Genomic DNA, 24,992 nt, shown 5'->3' with positions numbered 1-24,992 from the left:
GATTTACTGTAATTTAGAATTTATATTAATCTTTTAAAATCAATAGTATGAACAACACAGAATTAGAGGGTAAATGGAACCAAGTCAAGGGAAAATTTAAGCAGAAGTATGGTAAAGTAACCGATGACGATGTAAAGTATTCTGAAGGTAAGTTTGATGAAATGTTAGGCCGTCTTCAGGAAAAGACAGGTAAAACCAAAGACACTTTGAAAAAAGAAATTGAAACAATGTAAAGTAACTTTGAAAAAAGTAAGGGATAAAGCTCAATACTGCTTATGCAGTATTGAGCTTTATTTTTCTAAAGATTAAAACGCTATCAAAAACCGCCAAACCAATATCATACAAAGTGTAGCTAAACTAAAGAAAGCTACAAAGATAATATACGGGCTTATTTTAAAAAATCCTTTTGAAAGTGCTATAATTTTCATAAGAAACGATTAATAAGTACAATGTTTTACAAGGACGTATAAAATCTTTCTATGTTACACCTTTTGAGGTTTCAAACTCTTAATTCGTTCTTCAAACGAGCTTTGGGGAGTTGGATTTTTTACAGATTCAAAGAGACTGTGCAATTGTTCATCGTGTTTCCAACGTTTTTGCTTCAATAAATTAAAATGAACAAATGTGCTCCACATTACTGCTTTTAACTCTGTTTTATCCTCATTATACATCCGTAGTTCTACAAACAGTTCACTTTCATTGAAGTGAATGAGTTGTGATTGCACCGTGACCGTTTCCATTAGAAGAGCAGGTCGCATATATGCGATTTGATTAGTGCTCACAACCCAACTGACGCCATGATTTTTTGCCATTTCAAAAATGTCCAGCTTATAATGTTTTTCTACCTGATCTTCTCTTGCGTTAATCATGTAGTTGATATATGCGGCATTATTGAGATGATTAAAAGGATCACAATCCTGAAATCGGATTTTTGTCTGACATTCTAATATTTTAGGTAAGGACATACTAATTTTTTTATAATTTATATTTTTAATTCTTGATGGATCCATTGATCAACCTGATCCATTGTACTTTTTAGATAGGAGGTATCCTCCATAGTATACGTCATAAAAATGGCGCCTTGTATAATCGTGTATAACTTTTTTGCAAAGACAGCTGCATTTACGGTCGGCTTAATCTCATGTCTGGATTTTCCAAGCTCAATTAATTTCACCACGTTGCTCTGTATTTTATCAATAGATCGTTGTACTTCACATAGGAGTTTTGGATGTTTATTATTTGCATCCACACCAATATTGAGTACGGGACACCCACCTAATTCTTTACTGAAATCATAATAATTGCGATAAAAATCAGATACTAAAAATAATTTTTGGATAGGTGAGTCGCTTAAATTTTGATGATCTGTAATTTGACGTAATACTGACTTAATGCTATAGGTAAAGGCGGCTATTGCTAATTCCTCCTTACTTTTAAAGTTGCCATAGAGCGCACCCTTGGTCAACCCCGTGGCTTTGACCAGATCACTCATGCTCGTAGCTGCATACCCATTGCGATTAAAAATTGGTGCGATGGTTTTGATGATAAAATCCTTGGTGTGGTCCGCTTTAGATAACATAATAGATTGTTGAATCTAATGCAAATATACAAAATATACCAATCGGTATATTTTATGTTGTACTAAATTTGCAGTGAATAAAAAGGGTTGTAAACGCACCGCTTACAACCCTTTTTCAAAAAAATATTTGTAAATATTCTTGTTATGTAACCAAATCTCCCTCATTTCTAAAGACTAATTGATCGTCAAATGCGTCAATTAGGATAACACTATCTGTAGTTACCTTAGCAGATAAGATTTCTTTAGATAACGTGTTCAACACTTCTTTCTGAATCGTTCGCTTTACCGGTCTGGCTCCAAACTCAGGTTGAAAACCTTTTTTAGCTAAATACTCAACCGCTTCATCAGTAGCATCCAATGTTATGTTTTGTTGTAATAACATCTTAGATACATTCTTTAATTGCAGACGGACAATCTCTTTGATATTAGCTTTTGTAAGCGGAGTAAACATTACGATGTCATCAATTCTGTTGAGAAATTCGGGCCGTACGGTTTGTTTGAGTAAACCAAGAACTTCAACCTTGGCACCTTCCATTGCGGTGTCCATATCTTTAATAGCTTCAAATTTTTCTTGTATGATATGACTTCCCATGTTACTGGTCATTATGATTATGGTATTTCTAAAATCAGCAACACGACCTTTGTTGTCGGTAAGACGTCCTTCATCCAAAACTTGTAATAAAATATTGAACGTATCCGGATGCGCTTTTTCAATTTCATCCAACAAGACTACAGAATAAGGCTTTCTGCGTACAGCTTCTGTCAATTGTCCACCTTCATCATAACCTACATATCCGGGCGGTGCCCCTATAAGTCTACTAACCGAATGTCGTTCTTGATATTCACTCATATCAATTCTCGTCATTGCACTTTCATCATCAAATAAATATTCGGCCAGTGCTTTGGCAAGCTCTGTTTTACCAACACCGGTAGTACCCAAAAATAAAAAGGAACCAATTGGTCGTTTTTGATCTTGAAGTCCTGCGCGACTTCTTCTTACGGCATCACTAACCGCTAGAATCGCTTCGCGTTGTCCTACAACTCGTTTTTTAAGTTCATTTTCAAGGTGCAATAGTTTCTCTCGTTCGCTCTGTAACATTTTGGTCACAGGGATTCCCGTCCATTTGGCCACTACCTCGGCAATGTCATCATTGGTCACTTCCTCTTTTATTAATGAGGACGCGCTTTGTTGCTCGTCTAATCGTCTTTGCAACTCATCCAGCGATTCCTGCGCTTCTTTGATTTTACCATACCGAAGCTCTGCTACCTTACCATAATCGCCATTCCTTTCAGCTCGTTCGGCCTCAAGTTTATATTCCTCGATATCCGTTTTAGCATTCTGGATCGCATCTACCACTTCCTTTTCACTCTGCCATTTTGAAAACATCTCATTGCGTTCTTCTTTGATGTTACCCAAATCTGCATTCAATGATTTTAATTTTACTTCATCATTTTCACGTTTGATAGCTTCGATCTCAATCTCCAATTGCATGATTTTACGATCCAATACGTCTAGCTCTTCGGGCTTGGAGTTTATTTCCATACGTAATTTTGAAGCAGCCTCATCCATCAGGTCAATCGCTTTGTCGGGCAAGAATCGATTTGTGATATATCGCTGAGATAATTCTACTGCTGCAATAATCGCTTCATCTTTAATTCTAACCTTATGATGGGTTTCGTACTTTTCTTTGATACCTCTTAGAATTGATATTGCGCTTTCCGTATCGGGTTCGTCTACGGTAACCTTTTGAAAACGTCTTTCGAGCGCTTTATCCTTTTCAAAATACTTTTGATACTCATCCAAGGTGGTCGCCCCTATGGCTCTCAATTCTCCTCTGGCTAGAGCCGGTTTGAGAATATTTGCCGCATCCATTGCACCTTGTCCGCCACCCGCACCGACAAGGGTGTGAATTTCATCTATAAAAAGAACGATGTCGCCTTCACTGGTGGTTACTTCTTTTACCACAGCTTTCAATCGTTCCTCAAATTCTCCTTTAAACTTAGCTCCTGCAATTAACGCACCCATGTCTAAGGAATAAATTTGTTTATCCTTTAGGTTTTCGGGAATATCTCCGGCAATGATTCGATGTGCTAACCCCTCGGCGATGGCTGTTTTACCAACACCCGGTTCACCAACTAACATGGGGTTATTTTTTGTACGGCGCGATAAAATTTGTAATACACGTCTTATCTCTTCGTCCCTGCCAATCACAGGATCTAATTTTCCACTTTCAGCTAGTTGATTAAGATTTTTGGCATATTTTGAAAGAGATTGATAGGTCTCTTCTGCGCTTTGTGATGTAACGCGTTCGCCTTTTCGAATTTCATTAATGGCCTCTTTGAGGTGTTTTTCATTGACGCCTTGATCCTTTAGGATTTGTGAGATTTTACTCTTCGATTTAAAAATTGCAATTACAAGATGTTCGATGGACACATATTCATCGCTCATATTTTTTGCAATAATACTTGCTTCATTCAGCGTTTTCCCTGCTTCACGAGATAGTTGGGTATCTCCGCCGCTTACCTTTGGGAAGCTCTCTAAGGTGCTGTCTAGTAATTGCTGAAGCAAACTAAGATTTACGTTAAGTTTCTTTAAAAGGAAAGGAAGTACATTTTCATCTACCGAAAAAATAGCCTTAAAAAGGTGTTCGTTTTCTATTTGCTGATGCCCAAGACTCTGAGCTAACTGCTGTGCCTGCTGTATAGCCTCCTGGGATTTTATAGTGAAGTTGTTAAAGTTCATAAGTTGTCATTTATTGTTTTCTTGGTTATATCAAATTGTATTCCTTGAAAATTTAAGAGTCAAAATGACAGAATTATGTAAGATTTAACTGACTTTTTGACGGAATAAATTTTAGTATAATCTTAATGATTGGTAGTATAAAGTTACTCATGATTTAAGTAACTTTGAGGGCAATTAATAAAAGGATAACGATACGTATGGGATTTTTTAACAAATTTTTAGGCTCTGATTCCGGAGAGACGAATAATAAGGATACGGATAAAAAGGATGTTCCTTGGATTCCTTTAACAGATCATGAGACCTTAAAAACCATTAAAGTCGATTCGAACACACGCTTACAGGCTATATTTAAACATTCCACACGTTGTGGTATTAGCCGTATGGTCCTCAAAAACTTTGAAGGTAGTTATTCTTCAGATTTTAATACCGCAGATATATATTTTCTTGATTTGCTGAATCACCGGGACTTATCAGCAAAAATAGCGTCAGAATTTGATGTAATGCATGAATCTCCTCAGTTAATCTTGCTAAAAAATGGTACGGTCGTTCATCATGCTTCCCATAGCGAGATCGAAACCGATGTATTAGCAAAGTATTTATAAGATGTTCCATTTATTCTTTAGGAACGTTTTTTTGATTCTCAAAAATCTTAATAAAAAAAATTGTAGCCATTCTGCGGGCTCTGTCTTTGGCTAGCGTTGCGGTTTCTCCTTCAAAAAGTTCATCTATTGTTGTAATCCATAGCCTTAGCCATATTCCAAAATGTTCATTATTGATCGTATGATGTTGTTTTTTATCAACTTCAATATGCTTTGAAATAGGGTTCCCTTTATAGGCAGGTACACCAAATAAATTTGTAATCCAAAAATCAGCGATATGAATGATATGATTTTCCCAATCGTTAATGATTCCATTAAAAATAGGACCTAATATGCTGTCTTTTTTTACTTTACTATAAAAGATAGTTATCAATTTGATGATATCATTTCTAGTTTCTAGATCGTTCAGTTGCATACGTTTCTGCTAAATATTAATAAGGATCAAAAGTGTGGTGCTAAGAAGACTGAGAATTAATAAGTTAAAAACTATTTTTGTTTTCATTTGTGCAAGTATAGCGGCATTAAAAATCATACATACACTTACACATAAGGTTAGTTCGACGTATTGTGCAAACAAACGTTCCTGACCAAGGATAAACATCGCGGCGATTGATCCCATGCAGCTTGATAAAATTATCATGAGTGGTACATACATCATATAGTTGGATCTGAAATCTTCTAATAACTTTGAATACATAGCTTTATCATTTTATGATTCAAAAGTACTATTACGGGATGCTACGATTTTATGATTGAGATCATAACATTAGGATTAATTAGAAGCTCAACGATAAACTTTTCTGTTTTTTATATACAACTCACCCTTATTTTCCAGTTTTTTTATTGTTCGTATAACAGTTTCTACTCGTAGCCCAGTTAGATCTGCTAATTGTTGTCGGGTAAGATCTACTCTATAAGACTGTGTAGCTCGCTGATCAACATTCCCTGATTGTTTCTTCATATAATCGATGATTCTCAAGATACGATGCTCAGGCTCTTGATTTGAAATCTCAGAAACCATCACAGCTTTATAATATAATCTTGATGCTAATAATGTAGTAAATGTTATATGTATATCAGGATGATTAGAAAGCAGCGAAATAAACTCTATTTTCGGCAAGCGCCAAATTTTGCTTTCTACAATAGCTTCAGCATTTGCAGGATAGGGCACTTTGGCAAGTAATGGGGGTTCTCCAAAGCTTTTTCCAGTCTCAAAAATCCCCTGAATGTATTCCTTTCCGTCGTCATTGTAGTTATTCATCTTAATTGCTCCTGATTTGATTTGATAATAAAAAAGTGGTTCAGAACCTTCTGTAAATAAAAGCTCTCCCTTGGAGAAAGACTTAAGTTCTGCACCGACAGCATTTAAAATATCTTCAGGAATCATAGTGAATTGATCTTTAGAATGAGTGATTAGATAAAATAGATTTCAATTCATTCTTTAAGTCCTGACCGGCATCAAAAACTAATTGCTCATTTGAGGGGAAGGGTAGTGGCTTATTTTTTAGATAGGAGCGCTCACTATCATTTAACGCTCTTATATCACCTAATATACGCGCATAGTGGTGTTCAAATATAAACTCACTGCCCAATGGAATAATATCGGTAGTCTGTCTGTTTTGAATATTTTTGAATGTTACCACTCCTGATACATTCACCGCTTTTTGCTGGATGAATTCGTTGTAAAGACATTGCGCCTTTATATACTTGTCTCTGATAAGATATTCTCCTTCTTCATCCAACATATGTTCTCCGTTTTCGTCCATCACATACTCCCAGCCATCAATGACTTCTTTTTCACGCTTCGCTTCGAATTCCTTTATTCGCTCCGGAGAAAGTAAAATCTCTCGAAATTCTACGACAACTACAAAATCGTAATCCAATTCTCGTTGCGGTGTATTATGATAAACGGTCCAAAAATCATTCAGTCCGTAGGTGCTAAAATCAAGTAAATCTAATTCTAACTTTTTTGGAATGATTGTGTTGGAAGTGTTTTTTAAAGAAACGATTATAAAATTTGTGCCTTTAAAATGCACATCATCCATTAGTTTATTCACATCCTTATAATTCGGTGAAATTCTATTAAGATATTGAAGATCTCTATATATTGAGCGATACTCGTTTTTAGACAGACGTTCTAATAAACTTTGATTTGCTTTTTGGTAAAGGTATGCTGCTAACTTTTTTTGATATTCTAAAATCTTAGCATCGTAGGATTTAAAGTCGAATTGTGCGTTTCGGTTTTCTGTTACATGATACAAAGGTAGGATAGGAGTTATGCGTTGCTGTCTATTCGCAAGTTTTTTATACGTTTTATAGATGCCTTCGTAATTTGCGGGATTGTTCTCGAGTACCGCAAATTTTATATAATCAAGATCACGTTGTACCGCATTCTCAAAAGCCTGCTCCAACATTAAAATGAGCGGTTGCTTACGTTTACTGTTTTTATTGCTTTGCAATTTTTTGAGGCTATTATTAATAACAGTATCATAATTACCTTTATTAAGAGCTTTCTGATTTTGCTTCACACTACTACATCCTTGAGCAAGGGAGATAGTGAAAAGAATAAGTAATAGTTTTTTCATAATGATTGATTTAGGAGCTAGTTAAAAACAATAGTGGTGCCAAATTTAACATTTATTCATAAAAAAAGCTTCAAAACACTAGGCCTTGAAGCTTATGGGTATAAGGAGTATTTAGATTATTTCTTAAAAACCGGTAATAGTTTTGAAGCAACTTCACCAAATCCAATACGAATTCCGTTCTTTTCACAATGTCCTCTCATGATAACGGTATCATTATCTTCAATAAATTTTCGGCTGCCACCCTCGTTAAGTTGTACAGGCTTTTCACCCCTCCAACTTAATTCGAGCATGGAGCCAAACGAGTCTTCAGTAGGTCCGGAAATTGTTCCACTACCCATCATATCACCTGAGTTTATAGGACATCCGTTAACGGTATGATGCGCTAATTGTTGTGCCATATTCCAATACATATATTTGAAGTTTGTTTTACCAACAACGGTTTCGACAGCATTCTCCGGCTGAATAGCAACTTCAAGATTAATATCAAAACTCTTCTTTCCACTATACTGTAGGTATGGAAACTGTTCCTTAATAGGTTTTGGACCCGCTACACGATAAGGCTCAAGAGCGTCAAGCGTTACAATCCAAGGAGACATTGAGGATGCAAAACTTTTTCCTAAGAATGGTCCTAGAGGTACGTACTCCCATTTTTGAATATCACGCGCACTCCAATCATTAAATAAAACCAATCCAAAGATGTAATCCTCGGCTTCTTCAATTGGGATGGGTTCACCCAAATGATTTGCATCAGTGGTTATAAAAGCCATTTCCAATTCAAAATCCACTAAACGTGAAGGGCCAAAAATCGGATTTTCTTCACCATTGATCATTTTTTGTCCCTGAGGGCGGTGTACCGGGATGCCCGAAGGTATGATCGAACTACTACGTCCGTGATATCCTATTGGCATATGTAGCCAATTAGGGAGTAATGCGTTATCAGGATCTCTAAACATTTTACCCACATTGGTAGCATGTTCTATACTGCTGTAAAAGTCTGTATAATCCCCAACACTCACCGGTAATTGCATCTCTATTTCATTGAGAGCAAAGAGTACAATTTTGCGATGCTCGATGTTATTTTTAAGTGTTTCATTCGTTTCATCAAAGATATCAGCAATACGGTTACGAACTAATCGCCATGTTTTCTTACCATCAGAGATAAAATCATTCAATGAATCCTGCAAGAAAATATCATCGGTAAGCGGTATGCCTTTGAAGTATCCTAATTGATGTAATGCACCAAGGTCAATAGCCGTGTCTCCTATCCTCGTTCCGATCGTAATAATATCGTCTCGTGTAAGAAACACACCAAACGGTATATTCTGTATTGGGAAGTCGGTATTAGGAGTGGTTTCAATCCACGTCTTTCTTTTTGGATTATTTGCTGTTATGGGCATTGTGTGTCTTTTATAGGTTACTGGTATTTCTTATGATCAAATATATAATTTTCATCTAATTTAACGAATGTATTTGCTATTTTTGAACTTTAATTAACAAACTATACTACATGCAACGCGACGAACAGATTTTTGACTTAATACAGGACGAGAAAGAACGTCAGATAAACGGATTAGAACTTATTGCTTCAGAAAATTTTGTTAGTGAACAGGTTATGGAAGCTGCCGGATCGGTATTAACGAATAAATATGCCGAAGGATATCCGGGAAAACGATATTACGGTGGTTGTGAAGTTGTAGATGTTGTCGAGCAAATAGCTATTGATCGCGCAAAGGAATTATTTGGAGCTGAGTATGCTAATGTGCAACCTCATTCAGGTTCACAGGCAAATACAGCTGTATATCACGCATGTCTTACCCCGGGAGATAAAATTTTAGGATTTGATCTTTCTCATGGAGGCCATCTAACGCATGGATCACCAGTTAACTTTTCGGGAAAACTATATAATCCTGTTTTTTACGGTGTAGATAAGGAGACCGGGATGCTTAATTATGATAAAATTCAAGAGATTGCAGAAAAAGAGCAACCGCAAATGATCATTGCCGGAGCCTCTGCCTATTCTCGTGAAATTGACTACAAACGTTTTAGAGCTATAGCAGATAGTGTTGGTGCACTGTTATTAGCAGATATAGCACACCCTGCAGGATTGATTGCCAAAGGCGTCATTGCAGACCCGATTCCGCATTGTCATGTAGTAACCACTACAACGCACAAAACTTTACGAGGTCCTAGAGGCGGATTGATTTTGATGGGTAAAGACTTTGAAAATCCATTCGGTATCACACTTAAAAATGGAAAGAAAAGAATGATGTCTTCCTTGTTGGATAGCGGAGTATTTCCTGGAAACCAAGGAGGACCCTTAGAACATATTATCGCTGCAAAGGCTATCGCTTTTGGTGAAGCATTGACCGATGAGTTTTTACATTATATTGTTCAGGTGAAGAAAAATGCTTCCAAAATGGCAGAAGCATTTGTAGCACTTGGCTATGATGTAATTTCAAAAGGTACCGATAATCACATGATGTTGATTGATTTACGCAATAAGAATGTGACAGGAAAACAAGCTGAAGAAGCCTTAGGAAAAGCCGAAATTACAGTGAACAAGAATATGGTACCATTTGATGATAAGTCACCCTTTGTAACATCCGGAATTCGTATTGGTACGGCTGCTGTTACTACACGAGGCCTTAAAGAAGAAGATATGGCCACCATCGTAGCATTGATCGATCGCGTGATACAAAATATTGAGAATGACGATATGCTGCACGACATCGCGAATGATGTGAACGATATGATGTCAGACAAACCACTTTTTGTAGCGTAATAAGATACATTCACGCAATTAACTATATGATGACCTGTCAATAACTATTGGCAGGTTTTTTTTTGCGTCCGGGCGGGCTATCCGTTTCAATTCCTTGATTGACTGAAGTCAAACGGCGGGATTTACACTGCTATCCCTGACGCACATATTGTGTGATTACACAGAGAAAATAGAAGATAAAACTAGTTCTTTAAAAGAATACACTCTCATAAGCACCCATATCGGGATTCCCAGGATCTCGAGCATTTTCGATTATATCTGTGGTAACGGGTGTGGTAATACCTTTATTATTAGCAGGAGAGTTCTCGCTGATAGAAAGCTCATTGTCAAAGGGAGCTTTGAATAAAGGGTTCTCGTTGAGAATTATCCTATTATACCTGCTGGTATTAGAAAAATCATATAACCCGGAGTTACCGGTGTCAATGCTATTTGACTCAAAGCGAAGGAGTGAATGATTAAAGAGGTAATTAAACGAAGCTTCTTCAACACGTTCAAGATTTAACTCTATGGCTTCTGTTCCATAAATGATGGAATTTGTAAAAGTGGCTTTGACAAGATCTGCAGCTATTACCTCACTGGATGAGATTGGTAAAAAATTGCGTAAAATAACTGCCGGAAATTCTCTGAAACCAGCCTGCCAATAATTAGCAAAAGTACAATGTGTAAAACTATAATTTCCTCCCAGATTACATACTAATGCAGACTGACCTGCATTGTTGATTACCATATTCTCTGCTTCAACAAACCCATTTTTTGCCAATAGCCCAACAGTAGCTACATTATATATTTGTGTGTTTTTGATGGTTAGCGTGGGTAAGATGTTCCCATCATTTGAGTCCATAAGGATACCAACCGTTGCATTTTTTATCGTTGTATGGTTGATCGTATGACCTGTACTCCCTGCAGTTAACCAAATAGTGCCCCATTGACCAGGAATATCACTAAACCCGGGTTCCAGTCGGTCACCTTCAAAAATTACTTCGTTTTCTAGCGCTTCGGGATCTTCACTGATTGCTCCGTTAATTTGTAATGTAGCATTATTAGCTACGATAATACCGGAATCTTTATGAAAGTGAATACGAGCTCCCGGATCTATAATCAAAGTTTTTTCCGGGGGAACGGCTGCATATCCGTAAATAACATAAGGTTTCTCATTGGTGAAATGTAACTGGTTATCCTTTAAAAAGAATCCTTCGATACGTATTTCGTTAGTAGCTTCATCCTCACCGAGCAATAACGTTTCTTTTTGACCGGTCATCGCATTCTTTTCAGGAAATAAAAACACTGCATCTTTGACCAAGGTGACCAAATCTACATCTTGTTGCTTGGTCTGACTGTCAAATAGAATACGATCTGTAGATATAAATTCAGTAGCTGTTGACTGAGCTGTAATATCTGTGGTAGTCTCAACAAAAATGAAAATACTGTCCTTAGCTAAAATCTGAATATCTTTAAATGCTTTACCGGAGAGACCATCAACGTTGAGTCTGTAAGTAGATTCGAGTCCGCGTTCCAAAGCAATCGACGGAATCGAAATAGCCTCATCGGCGCGGTTGTAGACTTTTAGGCTGTACGTACTTGAGGCTGTATTCGTAAACAGTGTATCCAGGAATAAAGTATCTGTAGAAAACTGCAGAGTACCTTCACTGGGACGCGCTTCAAAATCAGTACGACAGGAGCTCCATACAATAAGATTAATCACTAAAAAAAGAAAATATATCGTACGCATATAGCAAGTTAAAAAGAAGGCTAAAAGAAGTATGCTGTATCACAGCAATATTTCTGAGCGCTTAAAGTTATCATTTTTTTGCGACTCAAGCGGGTCAGGAAAGGGTAGAAATTGCGCAACGCTTTACTTCGGTAACAAACAAAACATTTGTACATTTGTTGTGCATTAGAAAAATCAACTGCTTTTTACGATTTAAACTTTGAAAGTTAATTTTCTTAAAAAGCAAGATGAAGCAATGCAAGTTTTATTTTATAAGACAATTTTTAAGTGAATTTATCAACAATATACTAGACAAAACAGCAATATGAGTACATATGATGTAGCTATAATTGGCTCTGGACCTGGTGGATATGTGGCCGCAATTCGATGCGCACAACTGGGCATGAAAACTGCAATAATTGAAAAATATTCAACCTTAGGAGGTACCTGTTTAAACGTTGGGTGTATCCCAAGTAAGGCATTGTTAGATTCCTCACATCACTACGAGCATGCTGTGAAGCATTTTGAAGATCACGGTATCGAAATTCCGGGAGAGGTTAAGATTAATCTTGAAAAAATGATCTCTCGTAAACAAGCCGTTGTAGACCAAACTTGTGATGGGGTGAGTTTTTTGATGAAGAAAAATGATATTGATGTTTTTGAAGGGGTTGGTTCTTTTAAAGATGCCACTCATATTACTATTGATAAGACCAAAGGTGGTCAGGAAACTATTGAGGTCAAGCATACCATTATTGCTACCGGTTCAAAGCCATCTTCCTTACCGTTTATAACAATTGACAAAGAACGAATCATTACGTCCACAGAAGCTTTGAAGCTAAAAGAGATTCCTAAGCATATGGTGATCATTGGTGGAGGAGTTATTGGTTTAGAGCTCGGACAAGTATACCGTAGACTTGGAGCAGAGGTATCTGTGGTAGAGTTTATGGATCGTATCATCCCGGGTATGGATAAAGCGCTATCCAAAGAGTTAACCAAAGTGATGAAAAAACAAGGGGTGAAATTTTACACTTCTCATAAGGTGACGGCCGTGACCCGAAAAGGAGAGGAAGTAACGATCACCGCGGATGATAAAAAAGGAAATCCTGTAGAATTTAAAGGAGATTATTGCTTAGTTTCTGTAGGTCGAAGACCTTATACTGATGGACTGAATGCAGCGGCAGCTGGCGTAAAACTTACGGATAGAGGTCAGGTAGAGATTAATGATCATTTACAAACATCAGTAAAAAATATCTATGCTATCGGGGATGTAGTAAAAGGAGCGATGTTGGCTCACAAAGCCGAGGAAGAAGGAGTATTTGTTGCAGAAACGATTGCAGGACAGAAACCACATATTGATTATAATTTAATTCCGGGAGTAGTATATACATGGCCAGAAGTTGCTGCAGTTGGTAAAACTGAAGAAGAACTAAAAGAAGCAGGTATAAAATACAAATCCGGTCAGTTTCCGTTTAGAGCTTTAGGGAGATCGAGAGCAAGTGCAGATCTTGATGGATTTGTTAAAATTCTTGCAGACGAGAAGACAGATGAGGTTTTAGGAGTTCATATGATTGGTGCACGTTGTGCCGATTTGATTGCTGAAGCGGTCACTGCAATGGAATTCAGAGCATCTGCCGAAGACATTTCGCGTATGTCTCATGCGCATCCAACATTTACTGAAGCAATAAAAGAAGCTGCATTAGCTGCTACAGATAATAGAGCATTGCATGTATAAGTAAAATTATATATTGTAAAATATCATTCAAAAACTCTCAAGGTACGTACCTTGAGAGTTTTTTTATATTCTCGCCTGATACGTATATAGATCAAAATAGCGTCCTTCTTTACTAATAAGTTCATCATGTGTACCGCGCTCCGCAATCCTTCCACCTTCGATAACCAGTATTTGATCGGCTTTGCGAATCGTGCTCAATCTATGTGCGATAACAAAGGTGGTTCGACCTTTCATAAGTTCGGATAAACTTTTTTGAATTAACGCTTCACTTTCGGTATCCAGATTTGAAGTAGCTTCGTCTAAGATAATAATTTTGGGATTTGCAAGAATGGCACGGGCAATAGCTATGCGTTGACGTTGTCCACCTGATAATTTAACTCCGCGTTCTCCAATTAGTGTATTCAACCCATCTTCAAACCGATCGGTAAATTCATTGACATACGCAGCTTTTACTGCATCTTGAAGTTGTTCTTCGGAAGCATCTGGGCGCGGAAAAAGAATATTTTCTCTAATTGTTCCTTCAAATAAAAATTCATCTTGTAAAACTACGCCTAGATTACGACGATAACTACTTAGTTTTACTTTGGTAATATCAATTGAATCGACTGTAATTACACCTGATTGAGGATTTAAAAAAGTGGCTGCCAGTCCGGCAATAGTGGATTTACCGGATCCGGAACTCCCAACGAGGGCCGTGACCGATCCCGAGGAAGCTGTAAATGAAATATTATGTAATACTTCTTTGTCTTCTTCATAAGCAAACGAAACATCGTCAAAAATAATCGTTCCTTCAATATTGTTTAGGGTTTCTGTACGCTGAGCGACATCCTCTTCGGCAGTTTCGTTCATGAGCTCTTCAGTTCTATCCAATCCTGCCAGTGCCTCGGTGAGTTGACTCCCTATATTACTCATCTGGACAATAGGTGCAATCATAAATCCCAGTAGGAGTGTAAATGATAGAAAATCACCTACCGTGATTTGATCCATCATGATTTTATAGCCTCCAATTCCCATAATTCCGGTAGAGGCAATTCCCAACAGTAAGGTAGACGAACTTGCCATCAAGGCAGTGGCTGTCAGACTCTTTTTTACGTTTAGAAATAATCGATTTACACCTTCTTCGAAGGTTGTGTTTTCCTGCGCTTCGGCGTTAAAGCCTTTGATGACACGGATCCCTGCGAGCGTTTCAGTTAAACGACCAGTAACCTCGGCATTAATAGCACCCCGCTTTCTAAAAATAGGTCGAATAAATTTGAACGCTTTTAAGGCAACTAAACCAAATAAACCTACCGGAACCAAAACAAATAATGTCATCGACGGACTGATATTGATTAACAGCACTAAGGATACTATCGCAGTGATCACCCCACCTACGAGCTGTACTAATCCCGTCCCTATAAGATTACGTACACCCTCAACATCACTCATGATTCTAGAGACCAAGGCTCCTGATTTTGTATTGTCAAAAAATCGAATTGGTAAGGAAAGTACTTTTTTTTGAACCTGAGCTCTCAATTCTGAAATTAAAAATTGAGCTTGAACGCTTAAAATACGAGTGAGTAAATATGAGGTAACAGCTTGCACTACAATGGCGATAAAAACAACTGCCAATAAAATTTTAAGCATTTGATAATCTTTCTTCGCAATCACATCATCCATCAGGTACTTACTCGCAATTGGTAAAACGAGTCCGGCCAAACGACTGAAAACAATTAAGATCAATCCAACAAATACTAAATTTCGACGAGGCCAAATTATGGTTTTGAACGCCTGCGCAATGGTAACTCTTGATGTATCTTTGGGATCTTTGCGTGATGATGTATCCGCTGCTGCTCTCATAGAAATTTTTATTATTTCTTTTTTTTCTTCTTATGTTTCAAATTAAAGGTTTTATCACCTTTAGTTTTAGGTTTTTTATATTTTTTCTTGATTTCTCGTTGGTAGCTACCTCCAAGATTCACCTTTTTATTCTTAGCCTTCTTCTCATGAAAAGCTGGTCCCACCTCCTCTGTATTTGGACGCTTATGAGGATTGTTTATTTCAAAGACTCTAGGTTCTTCTTCAGGAGTCAGTTCCGTAGACATCTCAACCGCTTCGGGCGTGTCTAGTTGTTCCACCTGCATTTCCATTAAAGCCTCAATATCTTCAAGGGCTTCTTCTTCTGCGGGGGTGGTTAACACGAGTGCAATTCCTTCTTTTTGAGCACGCCCTGTACGTCCAATACGGTGCATATAATTTTCGGGATACCCTGGAGTGTCTACATTAATTACATGCGAGATGTCGTCAATATCAAGTCCGCGAGCCATAACATCGGTAGCAATTAGAATACGGTGCGTTCCGTTTCCGAAATCTTCGATACTCTGTAAGCGATAATTTTGAGTTTTGTTAGAATGGATCACACTGCATTCATTTGGGAACTCTTGCTCCATTCGATCAAATAGGCGATCGGCCATTTTTTTATTCCCGACAAAAATTAATGTTTTATTATATAATTCCTTATCAGATAAAAGGTGATTAAGAAGGTTTACTTTGGAATAAAAATTAGGAAGTTTGTGACCGTATTGCTGTATGTTTTCTAAAGGTGTTCCACTTTTGGCAACTGAAACCTTTAAAGGATTTTTAAAAATTTCTGTAATTATAGACTCCACATCCTCGGTCATGGTGGCCGAAAACATAATGTTCTGTCGTTGTTGAGGTAAGATGTCAAAAATATTCATCAATTGATGTCTAAAACCAAGATCCATCATCACATCAACTTCATCAATTACTAATTTTTGGATAGACTTAAGTTGCAACACCCTGCTCACCGCAAGATCGTACAACCTACCCGGAGTAGCAACTACAATATCTAAACCTTGAGCGACTACTTGCTTTTGTGTATTAATATTTGTACCTCCATATACACCCGTTACTCTAACGTTAATATAGGTAGAAAGTTTGTTGATTTCTTCGACTACCTGAACAACTAGTTCACGCGTGGGTACCAACACCAGTACTCTGGGGTTATCCTGAACCGAATATTTGAGCATTCTCAAAATCGGCAACATATATGCATAGGTTTTACCAGTACCGGTTTGAGCAATTCCAACCACATCTTTTCCGGACATTACTACAGAAAAAGCTTCTGATTGTATTGGAGTAGGGGTTTGAAAACCAAGATCTTCTAATGCGTTTAAAAGAGGAGTACTTAAATTTAAATCTGTAAAAGTCACAAGTAATGTTTTAATAGATGGCAAAGGTAGTTCATTTGTTTACTTTTTAGTTACATTTGAAATAAACTCTTTGATTATGGCAAAAATTCTAGCCTTTGCAGGTTCTAATAGTGCAAACTCAATTAATCATCATTTGGTAAATTATGTGGCAAAAGACTTGGTGGAGCATCATGTTAGGGTTATAAAGCTTACCGACTATTCCATACCAATGTATAGTGAAGATCTGGAAAAAAGTGATGGTTTTCCCGGGATGGCGCTTGCATTGCGTCAGGATATTGCAGATGTTGATGCCTTGGTTATATCTATTGGGGAACATAATGGAGGCTGGAGTGCTTTTTTCAAAAATACCATGGACTGGTTATCACGTATTGATCGTAATTTTTTAGCAGGTAAAAAGATATTGTTGATGAGCACTTCACCGGGACAAAGAGGAGGTGTTGGTTCATTGGAACAGGCAAAAAACCTGTTGCCACGTTTTGGTGCCGAAATTTTAGAGAGTTTTACGTTTCCTTCATTTCATCATAACTTTTCAATCGAAACTCAAGAGATTATCGATGAAACTTTGTTGTTGGGTTTAAAAGAAGTTCTCAGTACTTTTGCCCATCAAATCAAGTAGCACGTGCGTACCTTTAAGGAATATTCAATACACAACATTTTAGAATATAAAAAGAAACTTTTGCGATGGGCGCAACAGTTCGAAGAAGTTACCTGGCTTGATTCTAACGAATATCCGCAGACATATACCAGCTACGACGCTATTTTAGCAGTTGATGCTTTTACCGTTTTACGAACCGATGAAACCGAAGCCTTTGCAAAGCTTTCAGAATATCAGCAGACTACAAAAGATTGGCTTTTCGGCTATCTTTCCTATGACTTAAAAAATAATGTAGAGAATTTAACGTCCAAAAATAAAGATGGTTTAGAATTTCCTGAGCTTTATTTTTTCCAACCAAAGCGTTTGTTTTTGTTGAAAGGGAATGTGGTTGAAGTACAGTATCTGAATATGGTCGATGATGAGATGGACTCAGATTTTGAAGCTATTTCTCAAACTAATTTTTCGGAAGAGTTTACGCTTCAAACACATCAGGTAATCATAAAGTCAAAAATAACCAAATTCGAGTATTTGGAAAGCGTAAAAACTTTTCTTAACCACATACAGCGCGGTGACATTTATGAAGCTAATTTTTGCCAGGAATTTTATGATAATAAGGCTGCGATCGCTCCGCTTCCAGTATATGAAAAACTGAATGAAATATCGAAAGCACCCTTTGCAGCTTTTCTAAAATTTGAATCCTGCTACGCCTTATCAACCTCACCGGAACGTTATATCAAAAAAGAAGGTGACCGGGTAATTACACAACCGATCAAAGGTACTGCCAAAAGATCTCAAAACATAGATGAGGATCTGGCGGGTATTGCTGCACTGGAGCGAGATCAAAAAGAACGATCTGAGAATATCATGATTGTCGATTTAGTAAGAAACGATTTGTCGAAAACTGCGGTCAAGGGAAGTGTAAACGTTGAAGAGTTATGTCGTGTGTATTCCTTTAAACAGGTGCATCAGATGATATCCACCGTTACTTCAAAGGTGGAACGTACTACCGACCCGGTTTCAATTCTAAGAACTACTTTCCCGATGGGTAGTATGACAGGCGCTCCTAAGGTTTCGGCTTTGCAGATTATTGAAGAATTGGAAACATCCAAGCGCGGATTATATAGCGGAGCGATTGGATATTTTACGCCAGAGGGAGATTTTGATTTTAATGTAGTGATACGAAGTATCCTGTATAATCAGAAACGCAATTACATATCCTATACGGTGGGAAGTGCGATTACGGCAAAATCGGTACCTGAAAAAGAATATGAAGAATGCTTACTGAAAGCTAAAGCAATGCGACAGGTACTAGAAAAATAGCGAACATTACTGCTAGTTTATTTAGATAAGATTACGACGAAATCGTTTTCTGACATCAATAATAATTTCTTTTACTTCGCGGCTACTAATACCTTTTACAATGGCGATTTCTTCAAAGTTGAGTTTACCAAAAACAAATAAGTCAATGATATTAGATGTTTTTAAGGGTAGCCAGCTGTAAAACTTTCCAAGTAATTTCTTTTTCTTTAGGTCCGAAGAATGATGATTGTCGATCACTTTTAGTATCTCAGAGTTTGAATCATCATAAATAAAGGGTTTTTTATTCTCCAGATTTTGATGGTAACTAATGTCTGTAAGCTCATCACTCATGATCAAATCATCATCGGCCTCTGCAAAAAAATCTTCTTCTAAGCGATCTAATTCTTCTTTCAAGATATCATTAGTGCTTATCGTATGTTGGTGCCAGCCTTCTTTTATATAGAGCTCATCAATGATTTCATCAGCTATTTTAAATAATTTAAGTTCTAAAGCAAGACATTGTATATCATGATCTACAGGAGTATTAAATAACTGTACAATTGCATCATCAATGATCCCGTTGGAGCAATACATATTACCGGGAAGAATACCGGTACTTTCTGCAATATATATGCGGTGCTTTACATAAGGATGTAAATGCGGTAAGATAGATAAAAGTCTTTTATCAAAATCCTTTCGTTTAGATTTTACGGTATCTTCTGTAGTTTCTTGTATCCTGCCCATAATAAAGAAATTTTGTGTCCTTTAAAAATAACTAAAACAATGGAATATAATTGTTAAAAACCTGAAAATCAAATACAAGTAAAATGTATTATTCTTTATTAGCACCGTGAGCAAAGTTGTATCTTTGAAAAATATAAAATAATCAATCTATCTATCAAGAGGTGCTAGCAGCTTTTAAGAAACATTTAGAAACGAATCTTTCCTTTTTGTATAAAGAAAGGTTTTTGGTCGCGTGTAGTGGGGGATTGGATAGTATTGTACTTCTGCATCTGTGTAAGTTCTTGGACCTCGACTTTGGAGTATTGCACTGTAATTTTAAATTACGGGTAGATGATAGCGATAAGGATGAGCAATTTGTGACTAAACTCGCAGAAACGCTCACTGTACCTCTTTTTAAAATCGAATTTGACACACAAAAATATGCCGAGCGTCATAAGCTTTCTATACAAATGGCGGCAAGAACGTTGCGATACAGGTGGTTTAAAAAAACAGCCGTACAACAAGGTTTCAAGTATGTACTTACGGCGCATCATCTCAATGATACTTTAGAAACCTTTTTGATTAATTTGTCACGAGGTACGGGGCTTGATGGTCTGACCGGCATCCCCGAAATTAATGATATTTTTGTACGTCCATTGTTACCGTTTTCGAGAGAAGAAATTGAAAACTATGCTACACAAAATTCGATTGAATGGAGGGAGGATCAAAGTAATCAGAGTACAAAATACCTCAGAAATAAAATTCGCCATGACGTGGTGCCAAAGTTAAAAGGTGCCAATGAGCAGTTTTTAAAGAATTTTGAAACTACCAGGATACAGCTCAGTAAAAGTCAATTCTTTATCGAAGCTGAAGCGAGACGAATTAGAGAAAAATTGTTTAAAACTCAAAAAAATGGAGAAATTCATATTTCAATTCCAAAGCTTTTAAAATATGGTGACCCCAAAGTGTATCTATATTTTGTGTTGAAAGACTTTGGTTTTACAGCTTGGCAGGATATGGCAAAACTAATAACCTCGCAATCCGGAAAACAGATTTTTTCTGCTACACATCGGTTATTAAAAAACAGAGATATTCTCATCATTGCTCCGTTGGCAATAAAAAAAGCACCGATTCGAACCTATCGCATAGAAAAAGAAGAAACTACGGTTATGGTTCCCATAGGTACGCTACAGCTTAAAAATACAACAATCATACAACCGCTTGAAAAAAATACGATATATATTGATCAGCAAAAATTAAGCTATCCCCTGATTGTAAGGAGATGGGAAAAAGGCGACTATTTTTATCCAATCGGAATGAAAGGAAAAAAGAAATTAAGTAAATATTTTAAAGACGAAAAATTATCTTTGTTGGACAAAGAGCGTATATGGGTGCTTTGCTCGGGAACAGAAATTGTCTGGGTGATAAATTACAGGGCAGATGATCGGTTCAAAATGCTCCCTGATACGAAACAACTATTAAAAATTACATTAGCTACATGAGAATTCTTCTAGTACTTATCATAACTTGTTTTTCCTTAACGGGAGTTAATTCTCAAACATTTGATCCTATTAAGTGGACGTCCGGAGTTGTAAAAGAGTCAGATACAGAATACACCTTATATTTTGAAGCTACCCTTGATAAAGGTTGGCATTTGTACTCACAACGCGCTGCAGAAACCGACGAAATTGCTCCGACTCCGACTGAATTCAGTTTTACGCCTGCACCTGAAAAGTTTCAGCTTATAGGAGAGACTGTAGAACCCGAGGGTATTGAAAAGTTTGATAAGATTTTCGAAATGAATATCAAATATTTTGAAAACAAAGCGCGATTCACTCAAAAAGTAAAAATTTTAGATCCATCATTAACAAGTATCACAGCAGAGGTGTTTTTTGCTATTTGTGATGATGTACGTTGTTTGGCGCCGGATACAGTTGTTTTTGAAATAGTTTTAAATCCGAAAGACAACGCTGCTACCGAAAATCAAAAGACCGTAAGCCTCACCGATGAGGATCTCAAAAAGTCCAAAGCCTTGCAATTAGATCTTAAGAATCAAGAATCATTTTTGCAGGATACAACAGAGGATAAAAGCTATGTTAGCATTTTTATATTAGGTTTTCTGGGTGGATTGATAGCATTGTTAACACCCTGTGTTTTTCCGATGATTCCATTAACGGTCTCCTTTTTTACCAAAAGTGCTCGAAACCGTAAAAAAGGTGTGTTCAATGCAATCCTATATGGAGTCTTTATTTTTGCAATTTATGTGTTACTAAGTTTACCTTTTCATTTACTGGATTCGGTGGATCCCGAGATTTTAAATACAATCTCTACTAACGTTATTTTAAATATAGCGTTCTTTATCATTTTTATAGTTTTTGCAATTTCATTTTTTGGATATTTTGAAATAACGCTACCTGCTTCATGGAGTAATAGTTTGGATTACAAAGCGACAAGTATTGGGGGAGTGGTAGGTATCTTTTTTATGGCATTGACTCTTGCTTTAGTTTCTTTTTCCTGTACCGGTCCTATTTTGGGATCACTGTTAGGTGGTTCTTTGAGTAGCGATGGCGGGGCAATCCAACTAAGTTTTGGTATGGGGGGATTTGGTTTGGCATTGGCTTTGCCTTTTGCGCTCTTTGCGCTGTTCCCTAATTGGTTAAATTCCTTGCCCAAAAGTGGTGGGTGGCTTAATACGGTAAAAGTAGTTCTTGGATTCATCGAACTAGCCTTAGCCTTTAAATTTTTGTCAAACGCTGATTTGGTTGAGCATTGGGGGTTACTCAAAAGAGAAATTTTTATTGGTATCTGGATTGTAATAGGTATAGCCATGACCTTGTACCTCTTTGGTAAAATTCGATTTCCACATGACGGACCAAAGCAAAAAATAAGTGCAAGCCGTAAGGCACTTGGAGCGATTACTTTGATCTTTGTATTGTATTTATTACCGGGATTAAGTAATACCGCCTACGCAAACTTAAAACTGCTGAGTGGTTTTCCTCCGCCACTATTTTATAGTATCTATGACAAAGAAGCGCATGGGCCTTTGGGCCTTAATGCGTACACAGATTTTTACGAAGGATTAGCTGCGGCCAAGGCTGAAAATAAGCCTATGATTATCGACTTCACTGGATGGGCATGCGTCAATTGTCGCAAAATGGAAGAACAAGTTTGGAGTGATCCGGCGGTTATGGACGTACTAAAAAATGAATATATTCTTATTTCATTATATGTCGATGATCGAAAACCATTGCCGGAAACAGAACAATTTAATTATTTAAAAGCAAATGGTAGCTTAAAACGGATAAAAACAATTGGAGATCAGTGGGCTACCTTTCAAACATTAAATTTCAGGAATAATTCGCAGCCTTTCTATGTACTGCTGGATACTAATCTTAATCTATTGAATTCTACGATCGGTTACACCCCTGATATACAGGAATATTTGTCTTGGCTGAAGGAAGGTCTTTCCGCAAATAAGTAACAAGCAAAATTCAATGTGTTAAAATCTCCTTAAAATAAGAAGTGGCACACAGTCATTTTTTTATCTTCAGCGTCGAACTAAACACAATTAAATGCAACTATTTAAACTAAACTTACTAGTAGGATTAACCCTGCTAGTATCATTTGCATCCTTTGCCCAGCAGGAGACTAGTTATGATGTAAAGGAACATTATACCAAGGCCGAAGTGGACATTGCTATGCGTGATGGCGTAAAACTTCATACTACCATCTATACACCTAAGGATACATCAAAGAAATATCCCATATTAATGCATCGTACTCCATATAGTTCAAGACCTTATGGAGAAGATCAATTTAGGTCTAAAATTGGTCCTAATGAGTTCTTAATGAAAGAAGGCAATATAATTGTATATCAGGATGTAAGAGGACGATGGATGAGCGAGGGTTCTTATGATAATATGCGCACGTACATTCCAAATAAAAAAGGAAAGCAAATAGATGAGGCAAGTGATACCTATGATACCATAGATTGGCTTGTAAACAATTTAGAAAATACAAATAAGAAAGTAGGCGTATGGGGAATTTCGTACCCCGGATTTTATGCTACGTATTCTTTGCTTGATGCACATCCTGCGTTAAAGGCAGTATCACCACAAGCTTGTATCGGGGATTTCTTTTTTGATGACTTTCATCATAATGGAGCATACTTATTAAGTTATTGGAGAGCCACCGCAGTTTTTGGCTATCAAAAAGAAAAACCGGTTACAGAGAGTTGGTATGAATTTCCAAAACTCGAAAGTGAAGATCAATATCAATTTTTCTTAGATGCAGGTCCATTAAGTTCATTAGATCAATATTATAAAGAAGATAATGAGTTTTGGACACAGCTCAAGGAGCATCCAAATTATGATGAGTTTTGGCAGAAACGCGGTATAATCCAACATCTCAAAGATATCAAACCAGCGGTAATGGTTGTGGGCGGACTCTTTGATGCAGAAGATCTTTATGGTCCTTTTGAAACCTATAAAAATATCGAAAAGAAAAGTGATAATTATAATATAATGGTCTTTGGTCCTTGGAGTCATGGAGATTGGGCACGTAATAAAAAACGTCAGGCTGTTGGGAATGTATATTTTGGCGACGATATTTCTCTAAACTATCAAAAAAATATTGAAACAAAGTTTTTTAATAATTTTCTGAAAGGTGATGGAACTAATAACACTGGTCTATCAGAAATTCAAATTTTTGATACCGGTAAAAAGGAATGGAATTCATTCGAAGTTTGGCCTCCAAAAGCTTCGGTTAAAAAAACGATGTATTTAGGCGACAATCAAAGTTTAAAAGAAACTTCTGGTGAGGGAGTGGAAGAGTTTATTAGCGATCCGGCAAAGCCGGTGCCTTATTCTGAGGATATAAAAATGGTATTTACTCCGCGTAAATATATGACTGATGATCAGCGATTCGCTGCACGACGTCCTGATGTTCTGGTTTTTGAAACTTCTGTTCTGCAAGAAGATATGACACTCTCCGGCGAAATTTTGGCAAAATTGCAAGTTGCTACCAGTGGAACGGATGCTGACTGGGTAGTCAAGATAATTGATGTGTATCCCAATGACGCCAAAGATACAGAAGAAACACAGGATCACTTGAAAATGAGTAACTATCACATGATGGTACGTAGTGAGGTAATGAGAGGGAGATTCAGAAACAGTTTTGAAACACCTGAACCTTTTGAAGCAAATAAGAAAACAGAAGTAAATATCAAACTTCAGGATGTGCACCACACCTTTAAAAAAGGGCATAAGATGCAAGTGCAAATCCAAAGTACCTGGTTTCCGCTAATTGATAGAAACCCTCAAACTTTTGTACCCAATATTTTTAAAGCGAGTGCTTCTGATTTTACAAAACAAACGCACAAAGTGTATCATGACTCATCAATTGAATTTACACTAAATAAATAACCTAATTATAGA

At 37.0% G+C, this 24,992-nt stretch carries 21 protein-coding genes; 9 read left to right on the top strand and 12 right to left on the bottom strand.

Annotated features, from left to right (window positions below):
* The first annotated feature begins 47 nt into the window (after positions 1-47).
* Positions 48-233, top strand: a complete 186-nt coding sequence (locus tag BD809_RS11495) for a CsbD family protein (RefSeq protein ID WP_148783119.1) — start codon at positions 48-50, stop codon at positions 231-233.
* Between the two features lie 249 nt (positions 234-482).
* On the opposite strand, the gene BD809_RS11490 is transcribed toward BD809_RS11495, so the two are convergent.
* The 3 genes from BD809_RS11490 to clpB form a co-directional block, all read right to left on the bottom strand.
* On the bottom strand, positions 483-965 hold the full coding sequence (locus tag BD809_RS11490; RefSeq protein ID WP_148783118.1) for an acyl-CoA thioesterase: 483 nt from the start codon (positions 963-965) through the stop codon (positions 483-485).
* 17 nt (positions 966-982) lie between these two features.
* Positions 983-1,579 carry a TetR/AcrR family transcriptional regulator gene (locus BD809_RS11485; protein ID WP_148783117.1) on the bottom strand — a complete coding sequence of 199 codons (597 nt, stop codon included), beginning with the start codon at positions 1,577-1,579 and terminating at the stop codon, positions 983-985.
* Positions 1,580-1,721: 142 nt separating this feature from the next.
* The gene (clpB, locus tag BD809_RS11480) at positions 1,722-4,322 is read right to left on the bottom strand and encodes an ATP-dependent chaperone ClpB (protein WP_148783116.1); all 2,601 of its coding nucleotides are present in this window, start codon (positions 4,320-4,322) and stop codon (positions 1,722-1,724) included.
* Between the two features lie 197 nt (positions 4,323-4,519).
* Here clpB and ytxJ point away from each other — a divergent pair, with 197 nt between their 5' ends.
* Complete coding sequence (ytxJ, locus tag BD809_RS11475) at positions 4,520-4,924, top strand: bacillithiol system redox-active protein YtxJ (RefSeq protein ID WP_148783115.1); 405 nt, start codon at positions 4,520-4,522, stop codon at positions 4,922-4,924.
* Between the two features lie 10 nt (positions 4,925-4,934).
* Here ytxJ and BD809_RS11470 read toward each other — a convergent pair whose 3' ends face one another.
* The 5 genes from BD809_RS11470 to fahA all read right to left on the bottom strand — a co-directional run bounded on the left by BD809_RS11470 (position 4,935) and on the right by fahA (position 8,903).
* The gene (locus tag BD809_RS11470; RefSeq protein WP_148783114.1) at positions 4,935-5,336 is read right to left on the bottom strand and encodes a group III truncated hemoglobin; all 402 of its coding nucleotides are present in this window, start codon (positions 5,334-5,336) and stop codon (positions 4,935-4,937) included.
* 9 nt (positions 5,337-5,345) lie between these two features.
* Positions 5,346-5,618, bottom strand: a complete 273-nt coding sequence (locus BD809_RS11465; protein WP_148783113.1) for a hypothetical protein — start codon at positions 5,616-5,618, stop codon at positions 5,346-5,348.
* An 87-nt stretch (positions 5,619-5,705) separates the two neighbouring features.
* Positions 5,706-6,308 carry a Crp/Fnr family transcriptional regulator gene (locus BD809_RS11460; protein ID WP_148783112.1) on the bottom strand — a complete coding sequence of 201 codons (603 nt, stop codon included), beginning with the start codon at positions 6,306-6,308 and terminating at the stop codon, positions 5,706-5,708.
* 13 nt (positions 6,309-6,321) lie between these two features.
* Complete coding sequence (locus BD809_RS11455; RefSeq protein ID WP_148783111.1) at positions 6,322-7,506, bottom strand: hypothetical protein; 1,185 nt, start codon at positions 7,504-7,506, stop codon at positions 6,322-6,324.
* 116 nt (positions 7,507-7,622) lie between these two features.
* Positions 7,623-8,903 (bottom strand): fumarylacetoacetase, encoded by a 1,281-nt coding sequence (gene fahA, locus BD809_RS11450; RefSeq protein ID WP_148783110.1) that lies wholly within the window; start codon positions 8,901-8,903, stop codon positions 7,623-7,625.
* A 110-nt stretch (positions 8,904-9,013) separates the two neighbouring features.
* Between fahA and glyA the strand changes: the two genes are divergently transcribed.
* A complete protein-coding gene (glyA, locus tag BD809_RS11445) occupies positions 9,014-10,288 on the top strand; it encodes a serine hydroxymethyltransferase (RefSeq protein ID WP_148783109.1) in 1,275 nt (424 codons plus the stop codon).
* Between the two features lie 190 nt (positions 10,289-10,478).
* Here glyA and BD809_RS11440 read toward each other — a convergent pair whose 3' ends face one another.
* Positions 10,479-12,017: a hypothetical protein gene (locus BD809_RS11440; protein ID WP_148783108.1), complete on the bottom strand. Its 1,539-nt coding sequence runs from the start codon at positions 12,015-12,017 to the stop codon at positions 10,479-10,481.
* Between the two features lie 304 nt (positions 12,018-12,321).
* Here BD809_RS11440 and lpdA point away from each other — a divergent pair, with 304 nt between their 5' ends.
* A complete protein-coding gene (lpdA, locus tag BD809_RS11435; RefSeq protein WP_148783107.1) occupies positions 12,322-13,728 on the top strand; it encodes a dihydrolipoyl dehydrogenase in 1,407 nt (468 codons plus the stop codon).
* A 63-nt stretch (positions 13,729-13,791) separates the two neighbouring features.
* Here the strand turns inward: lpdA and BD809_RS11430 are convergent, their stop codons facing one another.
* Both BD809_RS11430 and BD809_RS11425 read right to left on the bottom strand, forming a co-directional pair.
* Positions 13,792-15,567, bottom strand: a complete 1,776-nt coding sequence (locus BD809_RS11430; RefSeq protein WP_148783106.1) for an ABC transporter ATP-binding protein — start codon at positions 15,565-15,567, stop codon at positions 13,792-13,794.
* Positions 15,568-15,578: 11 nt separating this feature from the next.
* Positions 15,579-16,940 (bottom strand): DEAD/DEAH box helicase, encoded by a 1,362-nt coding sequence (locus BD809_RS11425; RefSeq protein WP_148783105.1) that lies wholly within the window; start codon positions 16,938-16,940, stop codon positions 15,579-15,581.
* Between the two features lie 76 nt (positions 16,941-17,016).
* Here BD809_RS11425 and BD809_RS11420 point away from each other — a divergent pair, with 76 nt between their 5' ends.
* Both BD809_RS11420 and pabB read left to right on the top strand, forming a co-directional pair.
* Positions 17,017-17,556 carry an NADPH-dependent FMN reductase gene (locus tag BD809_RS11420; protein WP_148783104.1) on the top strand — a complete coding sequence of 180 codons (540 nt, stop codon included), beginning with the start codon at positions 17,017-17,019 and terminating at the stop codon, positions 17,554-17,556.
* 3 nt (positions 17,557-17,559) lie between these two features.
* A complete protein-coding gene (pabB, locus tag BD809_RS11415; protein ID WP_148783103.1) occupies positions 17,560-18,855 on the top strand; it encodes an aminodeoxychorismate synthase component I in 1,296 nt (431 codons plus the stop codon).
* 21 nt (positions 18,856-18,876) lie between these two features.
* Here pabB and BD809_RS11410 read toward each other — a convergent pair whose 3' ends face one another.
* Positions 18,877-19,578 carry a hypothetical protein gene (locus BD809_RS11410; protein ID WP_148783102.1) on the bottom strand — a complete coding sequence of 234 codons (702 nt, stop codon included), beginning with the start codon at positions 19,576-19,578 and terminating at the stop codon, positions 18,877-18,879.
* Between the two features lie 224 nt (positions 19,579-19,802).
* On the opposite strand from BD809_RS11410, the gene tilS reads away from it, so the two are divergent.
* The 3 genes from tilS (at position 19,803) to BD809_RS11395 (ending at position 24,980) form a co-directional block, all read left to right on the top strand.
* Positions 19,803-21,059, top strand: coding sequence for a tRNA lysidine(34) synthetase TilS (gene tilS / locus BD809_RS11405; protein ID WP_246131520.1), 1,257 nt, complete (start codon positions 19,803-19,805; stop codon positions 21,057-21,059).
* A complete protein-coding gene (locus tag BD809_RS11400; protein WP_148783100.1) occupies positions 21,056-23,038 on the top strand; it encodes a protein-disulfide reductase DsbD family protein in 1,983 nt (660 codons plus the stop codon). Before tilS ends, BD809_RS11400 begins: the two co-directional genes overlap by 4 nt.
* A gap of 91 nt (positions 23,039-23,129) precedes the next feature.
* Positions 23,130-24,980: a CocE/NonD family hydrolase gene (locus BD809_RS11395; RefSeq protein WP_148783099.1), complete on the top strand. Its 1,851-nt coding sequence runs from the start codon at positions 23,130-23,132 to the stop codon at positions 24,978-24,980.
* The last annotated feature ends 12 nt before the right edge of the window (positions 24,981-24,992 follow it).

Source organism: Aquimarina intermedia, assembly GCF_008124785.1.
Taxonomy (GTDB): domain Bacteria; phylum Bacteroidota; class Bacteroidia; order Flavobacteriales; family Flavobacteriaceae; genus Aquimarina; species Aquimarina intermedia.
Note: the sequence above shows the minus strand (reverse complement) of the source record. Positions and strands in the feature narration are given on the sequence as shown.

Excerpts from the sequence above, each read along its gene's own strand:
- BD809_RS11495 (WP_148783119.1), top strand. The coding sequence starts at position 48 with ATGAACAACACAGAATTAGAGGGTAAATGGAACCAAGTCAAGGGAAAA.
- BD809_RS11490 (WP_148783118.1), bottom strand. The coding sequence starts at position 965 with ATGTCCTTACCTAAAATATTAGAATGTCAGACAAAAATCCGATTTCAG.
- BD809_RS11485 (WP_148783117.1), bottom strand. The coding sequence starts at position 1,579 with ATGTTATCTAAAGCGGACCACACCAAGGATTTTATCATCAAAACCATC.
- clpB (WP_148783116.1), bottom strand. The coding sequence starts at position 4,322 with ATGAACTTTAACAACTTCACTATAAAATCCCAGGAGGCTATACAGCAG.
- ytxJ (WP_148783115.1), top strand. The coding sequence starts at position 4,520 with ATGGGATTTTTTAACAAATTTTTAGGCTCTGATTCCGGAGAGACGAAT.
- BD809_RS11470 (WP_148783114.1), bottom strand. The coding sequence starts at position 5,336 with ATGCAACTGAACGATCTAGAAACTAGAAATGATATCATCAAATTGATA.
- BD809_RS11465 (WP_148783113.1), bottom strand. The coding sequence starts at position 5,618 with ATGTATTCAAAGTTATTAGAAGATTTCAGATCCAACTATATGATGTAT.
- BD809_RS11460 (WP_148783112.1), bottom strand. The coding sequence starts at position 6,308 with ATGATTCCTGAAGATATTTTAAATGCTGTCGGTGCAGAACTTAAGTCT.
- BD809_RS11455 (WP_148783111.1), bottom strand. The coding sequence starts at position 7,506 with ATGAAAAAACTATTACTTATTCTTTTCACTATCTCCCTTGCTCAAGGA.
- fahA (WP_148783110.1), bottom strand. The coding sequence starts at position 8,903 with ATGCCCATAACAGCAAATAATCCAAAAAGAAAGACGTGGATTGAAACC.
- glyA (WP_148783109.1), top strand. The coding sequence starts at position 9,014 with ATGCAACGCGACGAACAGATTTTTGACTTAATACAGGACGAGAAAGAA.
- BD809_RS11440 (WP_148783108.1), bottom strand. The coding sequence starts at position 12,017 with ATGCGTACGATATATTTTCTTTTTTTAGTGATTAATCTTATTGTATGG.
- lpdA (WP_148783107.1), top strand. The coding sequence starts at position 12,322 with ATGAGTACATATGATGTAGCTATAATTGGCTCTGGACCTGGTGGATAT.
- BD809_RS11430 (WP_148783106.1), bottom strand. The coding sequence starts at position 15,567 with ATGAGAGCAGCAGCGGATACATCATCACGCAAAGATCCCAAAGATACA.
- BD809_RS11420 (WP_148783104.1), top strand. The coding sequence starts at position 17,017 with ATGGCAAAAATTCTAGCCTTTGCAGGTTCTAATAGTGCAAACTCAATT.
- BD809_RS11410 (WP_148783102.1), bottom strand. The coding sequence starts at position 19,578 with ATGGGCAGGATACAAGAAACTACAGAAGATACCGTAAAATCTAAACGA.
- BD809_RS11400 (WP_148783100.1), top strand. The coding sequence starts at position 21,056 with ATGAGAATTCTTCTAGTACTTATCATAACTTGTTTTTCCTTAACGGGA.
- BD809_RS11395 (WP_148783099.1), top strand. The coding sequence starts at position 23,130 with ATGCAACTATTTAAACTAAACTTACTAGTAGGATTAACCCTGCTAGTA.